The 17,180-nt window shown below is 41.2% G+C and carries 21 protein-coding genes; all 21 read right to left on the bottom strand.

The genetic code is table 11. The features are described from left to right. Position 1: 1 nt before the first annotated feature. Positions 2–1,159 (bottom strand): hypothetical protein, encoded by a 1,158-nt coding sequence (locus DWV68_RS00800; RefSeq protein ID WP_118664761.1) that lies wholly within the window; start codon positions 1,157–1,159, stop codon positions 2–4. After that, positions 1,146–1,328: a hypothetical protein gene (locus DWV68_RS00795; protein ID WP_117841386.1), complete on the bottom strand. Its 183-nt coding sequence runs from the start codon at positions 1,326–1,328 to the stop codon at positions 1,146–1,148. Before DWV68_RS00795 ends, DWV68_RS00800 begins: the two co-directional genes overlap by 14 nt. After that, the gene (locus DWV68_RS00790; RefSeq protein WP_118664759.1) at positions 1,321–3,141 is read right to left on the bottom strand and encodes a hypothetical protein; all 1,821 of its coding nucleotides are present in this window, start codon (positions 3,139–3,141) and stop codon (positions 1,321–1,323) included. The genes DWV68_RS00795 and DWV68_RS00790 overlap by 8 nt, the downstream gene beginning before the upstream one ends. An 11-nt stretch (positions 3,142–3,152) precedes the next feature. Further along, complete coding sequence (locus DWV68_RS00785; RefSeq protein ID WP_117841388.1) at positions 3,153–3,518, bottom strand: hypothetical protein; 366 nt, start codon at positions 3,516–3,518, stop codon at positions 3,153–3,155. A 69-nt stretch (positions 3,519–3,587) separates the two neighbouring features. After that, the gene (locus DWV68_RS14620; protein ID WP_242988676.1) at positions 3,588–3,908 is read right to left on the bottom strand and encodes a hypothetical protein; all 321 of its coding nucleotides are present in this window, start codon (positions 3,906–3,908) and stop codon (positions 3,588–3,590) included. 11 nt (positions 3,909–3,919) lie between these two features. Next, positions 3,920–4,900: a N4-gp56 family major capsid protein gene (locus DWV68_RS00775; RefSeq protein WP_118664757.1), complete on the bottom strand. Its 981-nt coding sequence runs from the start codon at positions 4,898–4,900 to the stop codon at positions 3,920–3,922. 17 nt (positions 4,901–4,917) lie between these two features. Continuing rightward, on the bottom strand, positions 4,918–5,817 hold the full coding sequence (locus DWV68_RS00770; protein WP_118664755.1) for a hypothetical protein: 900 nt from the start codon (positions 5,815–5,817) through the stop codon (positions 4,918–4,920). 48 nt (positions 5,818–5,865) lie between these two features. After that, the gene (locus DWV68_RS00765; protein ID WP_118664753.1) at positions 5,866–6,216 is read right to left on the bottom strand and encodes a ribosomal-processing cysteine protease Prp; all 351 of its coding nucleotides are present in this window, start codon (positions 6,214–6,216) and stop codon (positions 5,866–5,868) included. A gap of 9 nt (positions 6,217–6,225) precedes the next feature. After that, positions 6,226–8,199, bottom strand: coding sequence for a portal protein (locus DWV68_RS00760; protein ID WP_197420787.1), 1,974 nt, complete (start codon positions 8,197–8,199; stop codon positions 6,226–6,228). An 11-nt stretch (positions 8,200–8,210) separates the two neighbouring features. Continuing rightward, entirely contained in the window at positions 8,211–9,659 is a 1,449-nt protein-coding gene (locus DWV68_RS00755; protein ID WP_243089410.1) for a terminase large subunit domain-containing protein, read from the bottom strand. Then, positions 9,598–10,359: a terminase small subunit gene (locus DWV68_RS00750; protein WP_158561806.1), complete on the bottom strand. Its 762-nt coding sequence runs from the start codon at positions 10,357–10,359 to the stop codon at positions 9,598–9,600. The genes DWV68_RS00755 and DWV68_RS00750 overlap by 62 nt, the downstream gene beginning before the upstream one ends. 213 nt (positions 10,360–10,572) lie before the next feature. Continuing rightward, the gene (locus DWV68_RS00745) at positions 10,573–10,914 is read right to left on the bottom strand and encodes a hypothetical protein (protein ID WP_118056621.1); all 342 of its coding nucleotides are present in this window, start codon (positions 10,912–10,914) and stop codon (positions 10,573–10,575) included. Between the two features lie 20 nt (positions 10,915–10,934). Further along, on the bottom strand, positions 10,935–11,165 hold the full coding sequence (locus DWV68_RS00740) for a hypothetical protein (protein ID WP_117841395.1): 231 nt from the start codon (positions 11,163–11,165) through the stop codon (positions 10,935–10,937). Positions 11,166–11,189: 24 nt separating this feature from the next. After that, entirely contained in the window at positions 11,190–11,765 is a 576-nt protein-coding gene (locus DWV68_RS00735) for an HD domain-containing protein (RefSeq protein WP_243089409.1), read from the bottom strand. After that, positions 11,762–12,340: a hypothetical protein gene (locus DWV68_RS00730; RefSeq protein ID WP_118664749.1), complete on the bottom strand. Its 579-nt coding sequence runs from the start codon at positions 12,338–12,340 to the stop codon at positions 11,762–11,764. Before DWV68_RS00730 ends, DWV68_RS00735 begins: the two co-directional genes overlap by 4 nt. Next, a complete protein-coding gene (locus DWV68_RS00725) occupies positions 12,340–12,567 on the bottom strand; it encodes a hypothetical protein (RefSeq protein ID WP_118664747.1) in 228 nt (75 codons plus the stop codon). Before DWV68_RS00725 ends, DWV68_RS00730 begins: the two co-directional genes overlap by 1 nt. Beyond that, positions 12,567–12,857, bottom strand: a complete 291-nt coding sequence (locus DWV68_RS00720) for a hypothetical protein (protein ID WP_118664745.1) — start codon at positions 12,855–12,857, stop codon at positions 12,567–12,569. Before DWV68_RS00720 ends, DWV68_RS00725 begins: the two co-directional genes overlap by 1 nt. After that, positions 12,854–14,002: a hypothetical protein gene (locus DWV68_RS00715; RefSeq protein ID WP_118664743.1), complete on the bottom strand. Its 1,149-nt coding sequence runs from the start codon at positions 14,000–14,002 to the stop codon at positions 12,854–12,856. The genes DWV68_RS00720 and DWV68_RS00715 overlap by 4 nt, the downstream gene beginning before the upstream one ends. A 1-nt stretch (position 14,003) precedes the next feature. Then, the gene (locus DWV68_RS00710; RefSeq protein WP_118664741.1) at positions 14,004–16,136 is read right to left on the bottom strand and encodes a PcfJ domain-containing protein; all 2,133 of its coding nucleotides are present in this window, start codon (positions 16,134–16,136) and stop codon (positions 14,004–14,006) included. Next, on the bottom strand, positions 16,133–16,672 hold the full coding sequence (locus DWV68_RS00705) for a DUF7666 domain-containing protein (protein ID WP_118664739.1): 540 nt from the start codon (positions 16,670–16,672) through the stop codon (positions 16,133–16,135). The genes DWV68_RS00710 and DWV68_RS00705 overlap by 4 nt, the downstream gene beginning before the upstream one ends. After that, positions 16,669–17,166 carry a hypothetical protein gene (locus tag DWV68_RS00700; protein WP_118664737.1) on the bottom strand — a complete coding sequence of 166 codons (498 nt, stop codon included), beginning with the start codon at positions 17,164–17,166 and terminating at the stop codon, positions 16,669–16,671. The genes DWV68_RS00705 and DWV68_RS00700 overlap by 4 nt, the downstream gene beginning before the upstream one ends. Positions 17,167–17,180 lie beyond the last annotated feature (14 nt).

Genomic DNA, 17,180 nt, shown 5'->3' with positions numbered 1-17,180 from the left:
CCTACTTTTTCTTCTTTTTGTTGTTAAGAAATCCACTCAAGCTAGGTGCAGAACTTCCCCCTGCTAATGTACTTGTTGCGCTTCTAGCTGTTGGTGCATCAAAGCCAAGGTCGTCATATAGTTTATTCCATATTCCCTCGTCAATAATTCCTGCCTTATACAAGCTGTCTGCATATGAGCTTCCCTGTGATGCAGCTTTATTTTTTAGCTCATTATAGTAGCTGTTGCTGATTGTTCCGCTCGTTGCCGGCCGTGTTCCACCGGATGATGAACCAGAAGAACTCCTGCTTGAGCTACGTCCAGATGAACCGCTTCTTGCTGCTCTTGCCTGCGACAATGCGAATTCCTGCGCCCACTGGTCATCTGCGATTTGATCTCTCTGCCTCTGATATTCAAACTGTTGCTGCCACTGGTCATCTGCAACATTATCTCTGTCTACCTGATAGTTGTAATCATTCAAATACTTATCGTTAGTCTGTGAATTCTGAAGTGCATTAAACAGATAATCTCTGTCATTCTGCCAACTACTTACTTTCTGCTGATATTCGTCAAAATCATTTCCATGAAGAATGTTATATGCATTCAATGCATTACTGGTATCATTCTGCCAATTCTGGTATTTATCCTGATACTGTCCATATGCTCTATCCTCTGCCTGTCCCAATGCGGAATACTCATTATACATATTGGTGAGGTCTGTATTGTATTTATCTAATGCCTGTCCATAAAGATCCGGAATAATATCATTCAGCTTTCCAAGATATGCCTGGTATGCCTGAGAGCCTGCTGTTGCTCCATAACTATTGCCATATCCTCCGGATAATGCTGCTGCCTGTGATGTTGTATCAAGCATTGCCTGTTTCCCCAGATTAGCATACTGCTCCTTATACTGTTGGTATAATGGGTCTGCATTGAAATCGTATGAAAATGGCTTTTTATTCTGTATTCTATTTAAAATTGTATCAATTGCCCCCTGATACCTGCTGTTATAAGCCCCAGGCTTTGCATTCTGAGTGTCTGTATAGTTTTTATAAGCATCCTGCACTCTCTGCGACTCCTGATAATCTCCAACTTTATTGTTCAGATGGTTATCAAGATTCGTCTGTGCTGTTCGTGTCCCGTCAGATATTACTTCCTCCCAGTTTTTATGATTCCCCATTGTCCTTACCTCCTGTTGATTCTTCTAGTGCCGATATCCTTGCATCTACCTGATTTAATGAATAATTCAGTGTATCAGAAAGATTGTATAGAAAGCTCTTTAAGCTCTCTATATTCTGTTCATTTGACATGTTCTCTATATCTACATTTGGATAATCAAATTTAGCCACTTACTGCACTTCCTTCCTGTATCATTTGTGCTATTGAATATACTTTAACTGCGCCTTTTCCGGATAATCTTAGTTTAAAATGGTCGCATCGTTTTATTCGAACCGGCACCTGGTATGACCGTTTTTTTGTTCCTGTATATTCCATTACCTTTTGCCAGTTTTCCGAATCATACATTATCTCTATCTTGAAATATGCATCTGCTTCTATCTCAAGCCGGATAACCAGCTCTCTGATATATTTGTTATAAATAGAGTCAAGACCCATATCCCCTGTCACTGCATACCATTCCTGATTTTCTTCTTCCTCTCCAACTGGAATTGCTCCAGGATACCACTCTCCCGGATACATATACATTTCACCAAACCGGTCATCTTTTGGTGCAATTGGCATAAATATCTGTTCGTAGTTGATAACCCATACCGTATTTTCATCATCCAGGAAGTATAGTCCACCGTCTGAATACGCAAATGCTCTTTTAACTCCTCTATCTTCTATGGTCCATGTTCCTTTTGTGATATCATATACATATGTACGGTAATTGCTTCTTTCGTCCCTCATGCATATGTAATACTTGTCTCTATATCCGCCTGCCACTGCGTCATAATACATTTCTTTTCCAAGGTTCCCCGATATCTTGCTTGGCAGGCCTCCACTATAAGCACATACGCCATCCCTGCTCTTGTAATATAAAACCTCATTTAATACAATCAGGCTCTTTTCTGAGCCAATTTGTACCCCACGCATAGGTTTCCATTGCAATTCATAATTCGCCGGCTTGTCACCGAATAGCTTATGTACACCGCCTTCTTTGAAAAACAACACCGTTCCAGAATATGATATTGCTCCGGTAAAATCCCCTTCTGAACCTACCGTTGCCGCATAGCTGTCTGATGATAAGCCCATATAACATCTCCAGTTCTTTGGGTCTCCCAGCTTACAGGCATATATTTCATGGTTTACAGAAGAGCACCCCCATAACCTATTATCCATTTCTGTTACAAAGTCCATATCCGGGACTGTTCTTTCAATGGTTATATTCTCGCTATTTTTAAACACTTTATTAATCAGACCTACAACAATTACATAATCATCACTGCATCCATATAAAATGTTTGAGGTGTTAAAATTGTAATCATTATATATCTCTGCTCTACGGTCTACTCCACTGAATGTAGCCGCATCATACTCTTTAAATCCTTTTCCGATTCCCGGAGATTGTATTTTCACATACGTTGTTCCTACCGATACCCAGGCAGATGAGTTTTCACTCCACATTTTCATTACAACAGTATTTTCCGATGTATCTATCCAGTAGTCATAATTTGTCTTGTCCGGCTCGCTATCTCCCGTATATGTTTTCTTTTCCGGGAAAACCGTTCCATCCATTTTGCAAAGCGTAAATGACGGTGGTTGGGTTGTTGTGACTGTGTTTTCCATCTCCGTCAGTGTCTGATCGTATATGTTGTACATTACTTTATCTGGGAATATGCAAAGGTATGCTCCCATTCTTACAAATGTTCTTTCCTTATCCCTGCAGGATTCTTTTAAATCACATACTTCAGACTGGTTATAATACAATTTATTCTCGGTCACCCACACCAGTTTATCTGTCCCATATAATCCACAGCAATCTGTAAGTACCCTTAACTTTCCTCTTGGAATTCTCGGAGATAATATCGGGTAATAATCTGCTGTCATATTTTCCATGTCGGAAAATTCACCATCCTGGATTCTTTCATTGGCATTGTAGCCACCAAATGCACTCAGTACCTTGGTTTCCGACCTTGTACTTTGAAGTTTAGGTAATCTCATATGTCACCTCTCTAATACATTGTTGCCCTTAAAGAGCTTTTATGTGTCCGGTACCAGTAATTAGCAAAATCCTGGTATTTCTGATTAAACATAGCTGCTGAATTTGCGTATCTGTCCATTTCATTGTTATAATAATCAATCTGGCTCATAAGCCACTGGACATATAAATTGTCATATGGGGCAGGCACAAGAAGTTCTTTATCCATATCAGCTTCTGTATAAGGCTCTACCACTACATCCTCTTCACGTTCTCTTACGTTCAGGATTTCAATAGCAATTCTTTTATCCAATTCAGTGATCCAATCTAACTTTTCGTTATCCTCATAAGTATTTGGTTCCAGGTCATCCACCTTTGTTATTGCTTCATTTACCTTCATACATGTCTCTCCTTCTAAAAAAGAGGCACAACAATGCTGTGCCTCTCCTCGTTTTAATGGAATCTCTTATTAGTTAAAAGCCTTTCCTTTTGCAATAAGTTCCTGCTGTCTTCTCATTGCAAGCTGGTCCATTTCTGTACTGTTCTTCAGAACTTCAAAGATTGGTTTCGGAATGGTTACCTCTTCCCCTCTTTTAATTCTGTAATTATGTCCATTTAAAGCTACAAAAATGTCTCCTTTTTCACCATCCAATGGTGCCATGAACTTAACTTCTTCTTTCCATGGATCAGCTTCTACCGCATCTTTTACCTGAATTTCTTCTGTTGCCTTGGTTTCTTCTGTTGCCTTGGTTTCTTCTGCTACTTTCGTTCCTTCTGTTTTTGTTCCCATACAGTTTCCTCCTAGTTTGCCTCTACGCTTTCGCTGAATTTTGATGTTGATTCAATACGAATCATATACTGTTCTATCAGACGTTCTGCCGTTTTAATTGCTTTCCATCCTACCGTGGAGCGCTGGTTTAATGGGTCCTGTCCTGCACCTGCCGGCTTGATAATCATCTGTAATGCTCCACCATCAATACCGGTTTTGGCATACGCATGTGCTCCAAGTACTAATGTACCAAATACTGCAGTATCTGCCGGGCATCCTGTGCCTTTCCAAATTTTTGCGTTTGAAGTAGATACAAAACGTACATTTCCAATCTTTCCAATTTCTCCTTCAAAGATTGCTTCTGGTGCTGCATATTTATGTACGTCAATCCATTCCTCGCTGCGCATAAGGTCATATGCTGCGTATGGATGAATAATGGCTACATAAGATTTCTGAATTTTTGGAGCATTCATTGTTTCAAGCATAGCTGCGGCACGGAAGAAGATTTCCGGCGTCAGTGTGTCTGCTGCTGTTAACTGGGCTCTTGTTGCTCTGTCTCCAACAATTAATACGTTTGTGCCACCGGCCATAACGTCTCTTGTAACATTGTCCAATGTCAAGCCTGCCTGAGCTCCTAATACTTTTGAAGCCTGCACAACATTGTTATCGATGGCTGTAAGGTCCAGTACGTCAGAGATTGTGATGTAATCTCCGTACTGTTTTACCGTACTTGTAACTGTACTTACGCTTAAGCTATTTCCATCCGGTGTCACACCTTCTGTAAGTGGTGTATTCGCCGGTTTCAAAGAGTCATACTTTCTGAACTCAATCTGTTTACCACCATTTTTAGGAATTGGATAATCATCTCCAAACTGGTCATGCACCAATTCTGGGGATGCTTCTTCAATTAATTCCTTTTCGTAAAAAGTTTTATTTTCTGCTGACAGACTGGATGTACCAGTTGTCTGCGTATTCGGGTCTGCAAAAAACTGCAAGATATTTCTAATTTTCATATATATTCCTTTCTGAATTACGAGAAAGAAATACGTTCTCCTTTGAGTGCTCTCTTCTCGTATTCTCTCATCTGCTCAGACGTTAAATTTCTAACATCTACTTTCACTGTTCCTTGAGAACCGGAAGATGCTGCACCTTCAATTGGTCTTCCACTCTTTGAATTGATGCTTTTTACTACATTGTTTTTTGCTGTTTCTGCTGCCTGCGCCATTCCATATGTCATAATCTCATCATGGTGTGTGGCCATGTAAGCCGCTTCAATGCTTCCACCAACTTTAAGAATTGCCGTGAAGTCTGGATTTGCAAGTTCCTCATTAAGGTTAAAGTCCATGTTGTACTTCTTTCTTAATGCATCCGCCTGCTGTGTCCACTGTGCATAAATCTGCTCGCCTTCTTTTTTCTTCTCCAACTGTTCCATTGCTTCTGTCAGTTTCTTGTTTTCCAGTTTTACCCGGTTTACTTCCCGAAGCTGGTCTACGGACATTCCATGTCTTGCTGCTTCATCTTCCAGAAGTGCATTGTCCTGCTGTACTGCTCTTACGAGTCCTTCCACATCATCCGCTTCGAGACCATAACGCATAGCAAGCTCTCCCATGATTGGAGTCATTGCATCATACTGTTTCTGCAAGTTACTGATTGTTTCATTCGATTTTTTCAATCTGTCCTTAACGATTCCTTCTGTACGCTTTCTATATGCGTCTCTGTAATCGCCCTTAATCAGTTCCTCGAAGGCTTTTTCTGTGTCTTCCGGTGTTGTCGCATCCTGCGACGTTCCAGCGTCGTCCTGGCCTGTTCGACCGTCTGTGGCTCCGGCGTTGAGCCCTTCCGCCTGTCCTGCTGTTCCTTCTGCTCCAGTTGAAGCTGCGCCTGCTCCACCTTCCGCAAAAAACTGCAAGTTAAAATATTTTTTTCTCATACTTTCGTCCTTTCCGAAGTGCCATGTTTTTTTCTTAAACCACTTGCACTATATCAATTTATTTTTTTTGCAACTCCCAATTTTTGCCACAAATGAAATATTTTTTGGGAAATTTTTTTCAATGATTTTATAGCCGTTAAAAATTGTTTCTAATACTACTTCTGTCTCTTTGACCCAGTCCGTTATTTCCATTCTGCATCTCCCGGATTCTTCCATTTCCAAGACCGTAATTTTTACTTTTCCTGTTGCCTGCTGCTTTTGCAATTCCTCAAGAAGCGTAAATAAAAGGATACTGCATGCCGAGCACACAATATCCTTTCCTGCATCTGCATAGTCAGCATGGCCTTCCATTTTTATTTCCAGCAGATTTTCTTCTTCTCTCACTCTGACTTTAAGCATATCTTTCTCCTATACTGACGTAGAATTTCTAGTCGCATGTGCCGCCTGACTTGTTAATGAGCCATTGCTGTTTCGATTCAGTACGGACTGACTCTGTGCCATAGGTTCTTCTGCCTGCTGCATTGCAAGCTGTGCATTTCCCGCTATTCTTTCTGCATAATTCGTTGTTCCGCCACTCGACATATCTACTGCCTGTGCCAGCGCAAGAGCCTGCTGCTGCATCTGTAAGTACAGGTTGTAATATGTCTGGGATTTATTTAATCTCTGCTTCACCTCGTCTTTTCCGTCAAAGTCCATCATATCCAGACATCCGATAGTCATTTCTGCATTCTGCGGATTAAAAAATCCAAGGTTGTAGAATTGTAATGCAAGCTGATTCTGTGTCTCCCTGGTGTATGCGCTCTGCTTTGCTGGTACAACCTTTACATCAAAAATTGGAACTCTTTCTGACTGTGCCTGTCCAAATCCGGTATCCATTGGTTGTCCTTTTAATGCGCTATTATCAAACGTCACATAATCTGTTTGTCCAGTTTCTCCGGTAATTCTGAATTCCCTTGGCTCATCATAAAATTGTCTGATAAGCTCAATCACCAGATAGCATATCTTTGTAAATGCTCTATAATCCGCTCTGTTTGCATCTCTCGATAATTTTCCGGATGCTTCCTGGAGACTTGCAATTCCACTTGCTGAAGTAACATTAGAGGTCTGTCCCTGTGCCGCTGCTGTATTTCCAGAAGTATCCTTCAGTTCTTCGATTTTATTATTCAAAATGGTTTCATAAATGCCCGCCATTGGTGTCGATGTGATCTGTCGAAAAGCATCCTCTCCCAAGTTTCCGCTAAAGTGCACAAGTGACTTTGAAAAATCGCAAAAATCATTTTCATTCAGCCCCACATCGTCTCTGACCGCCCATCTTGGCTTTGCCAGTGACAATCCATTTTCAAGAATACCCTGCTGCATCTTATCTATATATGCCTGGGTGTCTTTCATAACATCAATATAACCAAATCCACAGACACTGCTTTCGATTGGAAACAATACATCAAACACAAACGGATATAGACCATGGTCATACAGCCCTGTGTATTTTAATTCATCATCGTTTTCTGTCGCATAGAGCACTTTTCCATTGCAGAATTTGCAATAATGCAGCACGTTCTTTCTCTTAATCAAACCATTATCGTCTTCCAGTACAATGGTTTTGTGATAGTACCAGTCCACAACTGCAACCTTCTCTGTATTATCTTCCGCATCCGTCTTTATGTACTGCGTAATACTAATATCACTACCTGCCATTATCTCCTTATCTGGATAAGCAGCCTTTATGTCCTCTACGTCTTCCATGGATACATAGAATACATTCTTCGACCTCTGAATATCTTTTACTCCTGGTTCCCAGAAAAGATTCATAATGTCGACATTTTTAATTGATATGTCGCCTAATCCATTGTCTTTCGAACCATCCCAGAATACGCCTGTTACACACGTTCCATTTTTTAATTTATACCATCCGCAAGCTGAATACGTCTCTTCAAATTCATTTCGTTCCAATATAACCGGTATGATTTCTGATAAAGCCTTGGCTGCTCTTTCATCATTCTTTTCTCGTGGAAGCACATTTGCTTCTGGAAAATTGTCCATGATGTCAGCATGCTTATTGGCAAGTGCGTTGAAAAGCCATGCAGACCGTGGTTCTATTCTTTTTTCTGCTTCCTCTTCCTGTTCTTTTCTTGCATAATCCCAATGCCTTAACCTCCACCATTCCTCGTTTTCCACAATTGTATTTTCAAGGTTCTTTTTTCCGGCATGATATTTTCTCAATACTTCTGCTGCTTCTTTCACATCATCATCCGTGATAGCATCTACCGTCTGCTCTTCCTGCATCTCTTTTTCTTCTGATTCCGTCTGAATTAATGTGTCCTGCTGTTCTTTTTCCTGTTGCACCGGTGCAACTTCTGTTATTTTTCCTTTTTTATAAGCCATCTCTCATCCTCCTAAATATTTAATATCTGTACTCCTTGGCTTCTTTTTTGCTCTTTGAACATATCTAGTGGGTCGAATGCCGGTTTTTTTTGTAATACATTTCCTCTCGGAGCAATTGGGTGCTCCATAAGCACATATCTGCATTCATCATAGATGTGGTCTTCTTCTGTTGTGTCAATATCTTCCGGAATTGTCTCGCTATATGTAAGATTTGGGATTGTTCTGATGAAGTTTCTGCATGTGTTAAAAATTTGAAACATACAATCTCCCATTTCATCGAAGGCAAACCTATAGTGATACTGCATCTTTCCCGGCAGTCTGACATGGTCTCCGCCATGGAAGTATACAAAATTAGGGCTTCTCTCCATCATTCTGGCAATGGATTCTCCTCTTGACTCATCAAATATAGCCGGATCCGCTACACCTGTGATTCTCTTACCTTTCAGCAACGGATTATTTTCTTCAACTTCTCGAATCTTTCTTGCCTGTTCTACGGGATGCTCTTTTAATCCCTGATTAGCAATTCCATTCCAACCGTACAGCTCTGCTATCCGGTATATCTTTCCCTTTGTATCTACTGCATACCATCCAACTGAATACGGCTTTGCATATCCGAAGTCGAACCCCCGGTATATCTTCCAGTGGTCCGGTATTTGAAATGGCTCAATCACATGCGTCCACATTCTGTCTTTATAATGATTTGGATCATCTCTGAATTCTGTAAACACCTGTCCGCTAAAGCTGTCCCATGAGCCATACATCAGGGCATTTCTTTCTGCCTCTGGCAATGCGGCAAGGTTCGCTAAATAATCCGGGTCATTCTCTAACAGTTTTTTATTATCAAATACTGTGGCCGGTATGTATATCCTGTCTCGTGAAAGCTGTATCTTCTCACCCTGCGGATTAAGCACGCTGTACCTTTCCACAATCCTTGTATTTGGCGGTGCAGGCGTTACAAATCTCTGCTTAACCCATGCCATCCCTTTTCCATCCGGATTCGCTGTCGCTCTCATGTATACCCTTGTACCAGGTCCCATTGGTCTGTTACGAGACATCATATACTGATACTGCGTCAGTGAAAAATGTGTTAATTCATCAAATCCAATAAAATCGTATGCTTTTCCTTGATAGTTGAAGCGGTCAGAGTCTCTTTGCATATATCCGAAAAATATCTTTGCGCCGGACTCAAACAGCCAGCGCTTTTTATTTTCATTAAATTTGGGACGCTGCCCCTTCAAATTGCCGTACAAGTCATAGGATCGTGTAATTAATCCTTCAAGCTGCGGTACTGTGTCTCGGAATATGATTCCTCTGTAATTTGGTATGTTTATCTGTCTTAACGCTTCCGCTAACATTGAATCTGACTTTCCACCGCCTGCTGCTCCTCCAAATAAGACCTCATACTCCGGTCTTTCCATGAATATCTTCTGCTTCGGCTGTGGCATCCACGAAGCACTCATCTTCATCCACCTCCTTTACTGGTGGCAGGAATACTACTCCTTCATTGTTCTCTCCATCGTCTTCACCTTTAAAGCCATGCTTGTCCAACCAGTCAATTGCTTTTTGAGAATCTTTCAGCTCAATGACTACTCCATGCGCTGTATTCTTTACAGCTTTTACCGTTTGCCAATCTATCAAATCCGGATTTTTAATACTCACTCCATATGCCGATATATTTACAACATCTGATAAGTCAGCAAATGCAATCCTTGATTGCAGTTCCGCAACATCCTCTTCTTTTGGAAGCATCCTTTCCATCTTGTCCCGCCGGATTTCTTCCAAACGTTCTTTGATTTTAGGATTTTTTAGCTTATTATGCGCCGAAACGGCCGCCGACTGATAAGAGCAGTGATAAACACGCATATAGCTTCTTACTGCATTGAAAGATTTTGCATAATACTGGCAAAAAAGCTCATCTCTGTCTACTGCATTCTCCTCTTCTGGCGAATCTTTTTCTTCTTCTGTATATGCATTCTTTTTTTGTGTGCACACTTTTTTTCGCCTTTTGTGTGCACACTTTTTTCCTCCGCCTCTTTCCCATCCGTATCGTTGCTTCCAGGACTTGACCGTATTCAGGCTGATTCCATATTTTTCCGCTATTTCTTTATATTTCATGCCAAGCATGTAATCATTTTCTGCTTCTTCATGTACTTCTCCCATACGGTCCTCCCTTCTCCATTTCTGCCTGTATTTTATAAAGAGATGCATCCTTTTTCTCCCCGAAACTGTCTCCTTTTTATTTTTTGTGCATTTTGCAAGTAACTGGAGAACTGCTCCCTCTCATGATGGAAGATTTTAAGTAAAAAAATATGAGCATCAGCATACTTTACAGATGTGCTGACGCTCATATTTTTTCATTGCTTTATAATACGTCTATGGCATAACGATTTTCACCCTTGCATCCACAATAAATCCATTATGTATAGGGCTATAGTCTTTTTCAAACTGGATTGCTCCATTTTCTTTGAGTTTTTCGCAGATTTCACGCGCTAGCATATTTTTTGCAATTTCTACCATCCGATTTTCTCCCATTTCAATTACGTTCTGTAGTAGAATTACTTCCCGAGCTGCTAATGTTTTAATCTCTTTTCTGCCATATTCCATTGCTTTGAAGCTTAATTCATTGTTTAATCTTCTGTTTTCTCTCAAGGCAGCGTTATACTCTGCTTTCAGGCGTTTCCTTTTTAGACGTATCTCTTTCCGTTGCTTTTTCACGTTTTTCCTCCTGTTCTTTTCTATCCATTGTCACATTCTGGTCTATTATCATACTTTTCTTCCATCATCCTCTTAATCTCACACTTGCATTTATACTTGTAGCAATTCTGCTTCTGATATGTTCTTTTTCTTACCTTCGACTTAAATCCAATTGCCAATTCTGTTTTTCCCGGGCCCTCACATGTTATCTTTGTAGCTGAATCCCTTATAAAAAACGGACATTTCGTTTTTGCGTCACTTGTTTTATTCATTACCGCCTTCTCCCTCCTACACTTTTACACGCCCTTTATCTGAGAAGCTATCATGTCTGCTGTATGTGTCCACAGAACATTAGGGCATCTCTGCACTGCTCGACTGTAAAACTCCCATTCTGACTTATCTGTGAACGCTCCCATGTGATATCTGATACACATTTTCTCTTCTTCTGTGAGGTCTATTAAGCCCATCAGCATGATAAGGCTCTTGTCTCCGTGCCCTGGATACAGCCTTTCTTTTTTGTATTCATATCCAATTTTTCGGGGCTCCTCAAGCGATACTGCGTAATAATCATCCAGCTTGCACACGTCATGTAGTAGTCCTATTATCTCCGGGCTTTCCGGTCTCTCCCACCTTAAGCCCATCTTTACGGTTATTCTCTCAAGTTCATATGCCACCTGGAGTGAATGCTTCATTAATCCACCCTCATACGCTCCGTGATGATCCTTTGAAGCCGGCGCTGTAAAGTATTCTTTTTCTTCAAGCCATGCTATCAGTTTTGGCCACTTCCTCAATATGTCTCTTACTAGGTCTTTTTCATCATCTTTTCCCCTCTTTCCGGCTTTTATTGGAACTCTTCTCATGAATTCTCTCATTGTGCTCTACCCTCCATTTCTTTCAGCTTGGCTTCGGCTTCCTCTCTTGATAAAAACCAAGTATCATTAAATTCTTCAAGTGCAATGATTTCATGGTAATCTGGGTCGATATACACTTCAAAGCAGAAACAGTCAATGTCATCTGCTTCTGAAATTCCTGTTATACTTGCCTCCTCGATTCCATAAGGTTTTATGATATAGATGTGGTCTCCCACTTTACACGGCAACCGTATGAGTAACCCCTGCTCCTCGGCATCCTCATAACATTTCAACTTTTCTCGCAAATCAGCCATAGCCCACAGATTCCGATAAAATACTGCAATCAATCCTCGTACATCTGAAAACGGGTCTATAGTTAAATTGTCCAGAATCTCTTCGTCAAACTCTGTTTTATCTAATGGCAATTCGTCCTTCGTTAATGTGACCATGAGATTTATGGCAAAATCCCGTGCGTCCATTTCCATCTCAAAATCTCTATATCTTGCGTTATGCTCCTCATCTTCGTAACAGCAATTATGTGCCAGTTCAACCATTTCCATCTCTGATACTTTTTTGTTTGTTGTTAATCTCTCCATTAAATTCCGCTCCTTCCCACATACTCTCCGTATGTCATGCCTGCTTCTCTCGCTTTCGCATTCACCCAGGCAATACTTCCTACCTTTAGCTCCGGCTTCTTATATGCCTCCTTTCTTCTTTCTGCTCTTTCCTTCATCCGTTCCTGCCGGCACTTCACTGAGCAGATTACTTCTTTTCCTACTGGCATAAACAGCTTTCCACACTGCTTGCATCGTCTTCTTCTCATTATGCAAATCCCTCCGTCTCTCCGCATTCATACCATGTATTCCATGGCTTATAATTGCCGTGCTTGTAAACTTTTCCGCTCAGCGGATTCTCTGCAATCATAAGAATGTACATATCATCCTCTGCCAGTCCGTTCTTCTTGGCCAGATTATAAATATCTTCAAAAGTTAATGTCTCTTTCTCTTCCTCTGTAGGCATTAATTCCAGGCATTTAAAGGTTTCTTTCTCGCTGTGGAAAAATACTCTTATTATGTCTGCTTCAATTAACTCTTCATTTTCTACTGGTTTCATTCTGCATTCCCTCCATTCTTCTGTATCTGTTCTATCCTCCAGCGTATGCTTGTTAATTCCTCCAGGCACTTCTCCAGTTCCCGGTTTTCCCAAAGGCGGTCCAGCTTCTTAATACTGGAACTTACTGCCGCTGCATAACCTCTTAATACATTTTTATCTAAGCCTGCTGCCACCGGAGCTTCCTCTGTTGCTTTTTCTTCCTGTTTTTCTTCTGGTTCATTGTCTACCACTTCACCGGAAAGTACCTCGCATTCTGTTTTTTCAACGTTTTCCGATTCTTTTGGCTCGCTTTTTGGTGTTTCTGATTCGATTTCCGGCTTTTTGATAACACTTTCTGACTTTTTGATAACATTTTCCGGTTGCACCGGTGCAACTTCCGTTTTTTCATAAGCATCCGGCATATCTGCTATCTGAGCAAATACCTCTCTGACCTTGGCTGCATAATCATCCATGCTTAAGGTGTGCTTTTCATTGTTTTTGACTGCCAGGATGTCCACCGGCTGTCCTTCTCCCTTGAAGGATGTGAATACCTTTCCGATTCCCTGTGGCCGGGAAGCCAATACTGCAATTCCGGATGGTGCCAGGATGCTCTCAAGTTCTTCTGAATCTCCATCCTTTGTCCACTTCACCAGCGCTTTGAACTTCTCCGGATTATCCTTTGCATACTTGTATATGGCTTTCTGGCACAGTTCCATATCCGCCTGCTGCACATCCGTGCCCTCAAGGGCTACTTCTATTGGTGATATGGCTTCCTCTGCTTTGACCTCTGCCTTGACTTCTGCAATCTCTTTTCTTGTCATTTCAGGCGATATGAGATCTACTACCTCAATTGGAAGGGTGAGCATATCCTGGAGCTTCGCCACGCCGTACCCTTCGTACTTATCCTGGAGGCGGTCAGAATAACCGCCCTCACTGTATCTGTCATTAATGGCTATGTACCGTGATACAATATCTTTTGAAAGACCATATTCTGCCTTTGCAAATTCAGCTACTGTACTGTATCCGGATGATGCAAGGATATCTGTGTCTCTTGCCTTTTTCAGCAGGTAGCCAGTTCTTACGAAGCCTGCTGCCTGATTTGCCAGCTCCGTGTCCAGAGCCTGCTTGAACTGCTCATAATTTTCTATATTCCTTAATTCTTCCATATCAAACCTCCATAAAGTCTTTTTCTAATGCATCCACCAGCATGGTACCCTGCAGTCTTCCATGCCATATCAGCTTTTTCTCTTTTCTGAGCTGTCCATAGTTCTTTTTTCTTGCCTTATTACTCTTATCAGCCAGCACCGCATCCTCTTTTGAAAGGTTTTTCTTTACCCACTGCTGCCACTCTTTCAAAAATGGCATTGCATCTTCCAGATCTGAATATGCTTCATTGAGGACTGATTTCTTTTGCCGGATATTTCCGCCAGGTTCTACTTCCAAGGTATACCATGGGGTGTCCGGCTTTTCTGTTCTGCGGAGGAACAGCAAGTATGTTTCCTGAATATCTATTCGCTGAAAGTAGATATCACATGTGTGTATGCAGTGTTTTAAAGTCATTCCCTCGTTGTATATGTCCTTAATTCCGGTTGGGGAAAGAATGCAGTATTTCTCATTCTGGTATTCATATTTTTTAAGGGCTCCGCTCTTCATCAGTTTTTCTGCATTTTTGAAAGTTTTCTTTTTTTCTTCAATCTCTTTTCCTTTATTCAGCATGTCATTTTGAATCACAAGCTCATTATGTGCCAGTGTCAGGTCTTTCGGGCGTAAAAGCATACCGTTTGACATATCTGCATTTCTTTTTTCTAACATGGACAAATAATCTTCCCAATCCCTTGCAAGATCCACAAGATTTCTGTCCCTGATAGCCTGCTGCTTTCTCAAATAATTGGCTGCTTTTGCCACACTGACATACTGAAAGATTCTGCTATCCGCTCCGTCTACCAGCGCATTTGCAAGTGTCTGTACATCTTCATCCTTGTATATGGTGTTGTTTTTCTTTTCATCTTGTAGCCACAGCAACTCATGCCTTCCGCCATTCATCCTTTTCAGACGTGCCAAACGTGCCTTGTCAATATGCAGTGCCTTGATAAGTTCCGGCTCTTCTTCATCAACCAACTCCCTGTATAAGTAATCACTTTTGTTGATTAAATCATTTCCAATCCGGTACAATTCTGCTTTGAACACTTTTTCAATCAGAGGATTCCTTTTTTCCATTTTCATAAAAAATACAGGGTCGCCTTTATATCCATGTTTAATTGCAATGTTATAAGTTGTTCTTGTATTTTTCAAAAGGGCTGACAGATTTCTTCGATAAAGGTTAGCGTACCTTTCCTCGTAGTAGCTTGTATCCTGCTTTCGCCATCTTTGTCCTTTGAATCTGTAATTTTCCCAGCAATATGTATCCACGCCATCATCCGTCAGCAATACTCTCTGTACTTCCCTTATGATTAATTTTGGCTGTCCCATATTTGCCCCGGTATCTATTCTGGTACAACTGAATATTCTTTTTACAATCCCTTCCCGATATCTTTGAAGCAAGGTTGCTGTTCCATATGACCATATAGGATTTTTCTTTTTTGACCTAGATTCATATATAATCTGCTTTCCACACTTAGGGCATTTATTCCACTCGTTATGCTTTGGTCTTTTATTTAATGGAACTTCCTGGAGGCATCCTGTGCAGTAACCAATCTTTGCGTCTGCTCCTTTGTAAAAAATGTAATGGTCGCTGAATGCTTCTGTTTTCCAGAATTTTTCAAATCCTGCCGGATAGCTCTCCGGAACATCCTTCATGGCTGCATCCCATCTATCCGTCTTTCTCTTCTCTTCACGTTCTATCTTTTCTGTCCTGACTTTCTTCTGCCATTCTATAATTCCATCTACACCGGAGTTTTTTGTTTCAAGGATGGCTTTTATTGCAGCTTTTCCTTCAGGATTGATATAGTAGTTTTCATCCGCACCGGCTTCTTCCCATTCCCATTCGAGATTGTCTACTTTTGCCGTCCTCCATTTATATGTCCCATCTTTCTGTCTTTCTCTTGTGATGTATGTCTTATCCCTAGGGCTTAAATACACATCCCATTTTGGCTCCGTCTCTCCCTTTCTTATCTCTTTTGTTTTACAGATAGAAAGTTTCAGTATGCCGTTCAGATACTGGCATCTTGCCATGTACCTGTATCTGTATTTGTTCAAGCCACATGTATATCTTCTTTCTTTTCTGCCCGGCATTTTTGCCAGTGCAACCATTGAATTTGTGGCCGGAAGTCTTCTCAGCTTACTCAACTGCTTTTTATTCACTGTCTCATCCTCCCTCTCACATCATAGAAAGTGTCTGGCAAGTATTCTTCTCCGTCGATTAAATACTCTGCACATTCTGCTATTTCGCCACTTTTGTTTTCTTTCAGGAGAAAAATGGTGCTTCCCATTTTTCCTTTTGCAGTTGGATTTTTCCCTCTGACGATTACATAACCATCAAGTGCTGTTCCTGTATTCTTTTCAACACCTTCTATCTCTATGTGCGGGTGATTTGCTATCCACATGACACCCTCTCTTGCCAGTTCTATCCTTGACAGCTCTTTTACCAGCTGAATCTCCGGAGCAGCTATCCTGGTATCATGACCATCCTCGTCCACATTCCCTTTCAAGGCTACGATGAAGTAGCGTCCTTCTCGGTAGTAGCCCAATACATCAAGCGGATTATCTGTCGCATGAAATCCTGTCCTGGCACAGTATGCTTTTTCTTCTTTGTACCAGACTCCCGGCTTGTACTGGAATGTTCCATTTCCCATCGTGCAGGTGAGGTCTTTATTAAATCCCTTGTACGCTAGTCTCATTTTGTGCCTCCGTAATAAGCTCTGATTGTCTTCTTTCGCTCTGCTAAATTAGGAAATCCGATTGAAATTTCATGGTTGTCTGCTACTTTTGCCACTTCCTTTGCCTGCTGCACAATGCGTTTGTCTACCACCGCTTTTTCTTCAAATCCTTTTTCCAGTAAAATAGCCATATATCCTGCAAGTGAATGCTTCATTACTCCGGCACATACTTTTTCATTTGCAAGACACTCCTGACGTATTTCATCCACCCAGTCCATAAGCACTCCGGCAATCTTTAAATCTTCTGATTCCACTTTCAATCTTCCGTGTGCGGCGGTACATGGTGTTGCCAGTTCTTCCATTTCACCTTCTGCATAATCCTCTGCATCTGCCTTATCCAGTCCATTTTCTTCTGCCAGCACAATGATGGATGCTACATCTCCCTCTTCTTTCAAGCCTGCTGCCGCTTTGTTCAATTCTTCTACTGAGTTTAATTCGCCAAATTTTTCAAACATAATACTTACTTCCT

The sequence above is a fragment of the Roseburia sp. AF12-17LB genome (assembly GCF_003479605.1).
Classification (GTDB): Bacteria; Bacillota; Clostridia; order Lachnospirales; family Lachnospiraceae; genus Roseburia_C; species Roseburia_C amylophila.
This window is presented reverse-complemented; position numbering and strand designations above follow the sequence as displayed.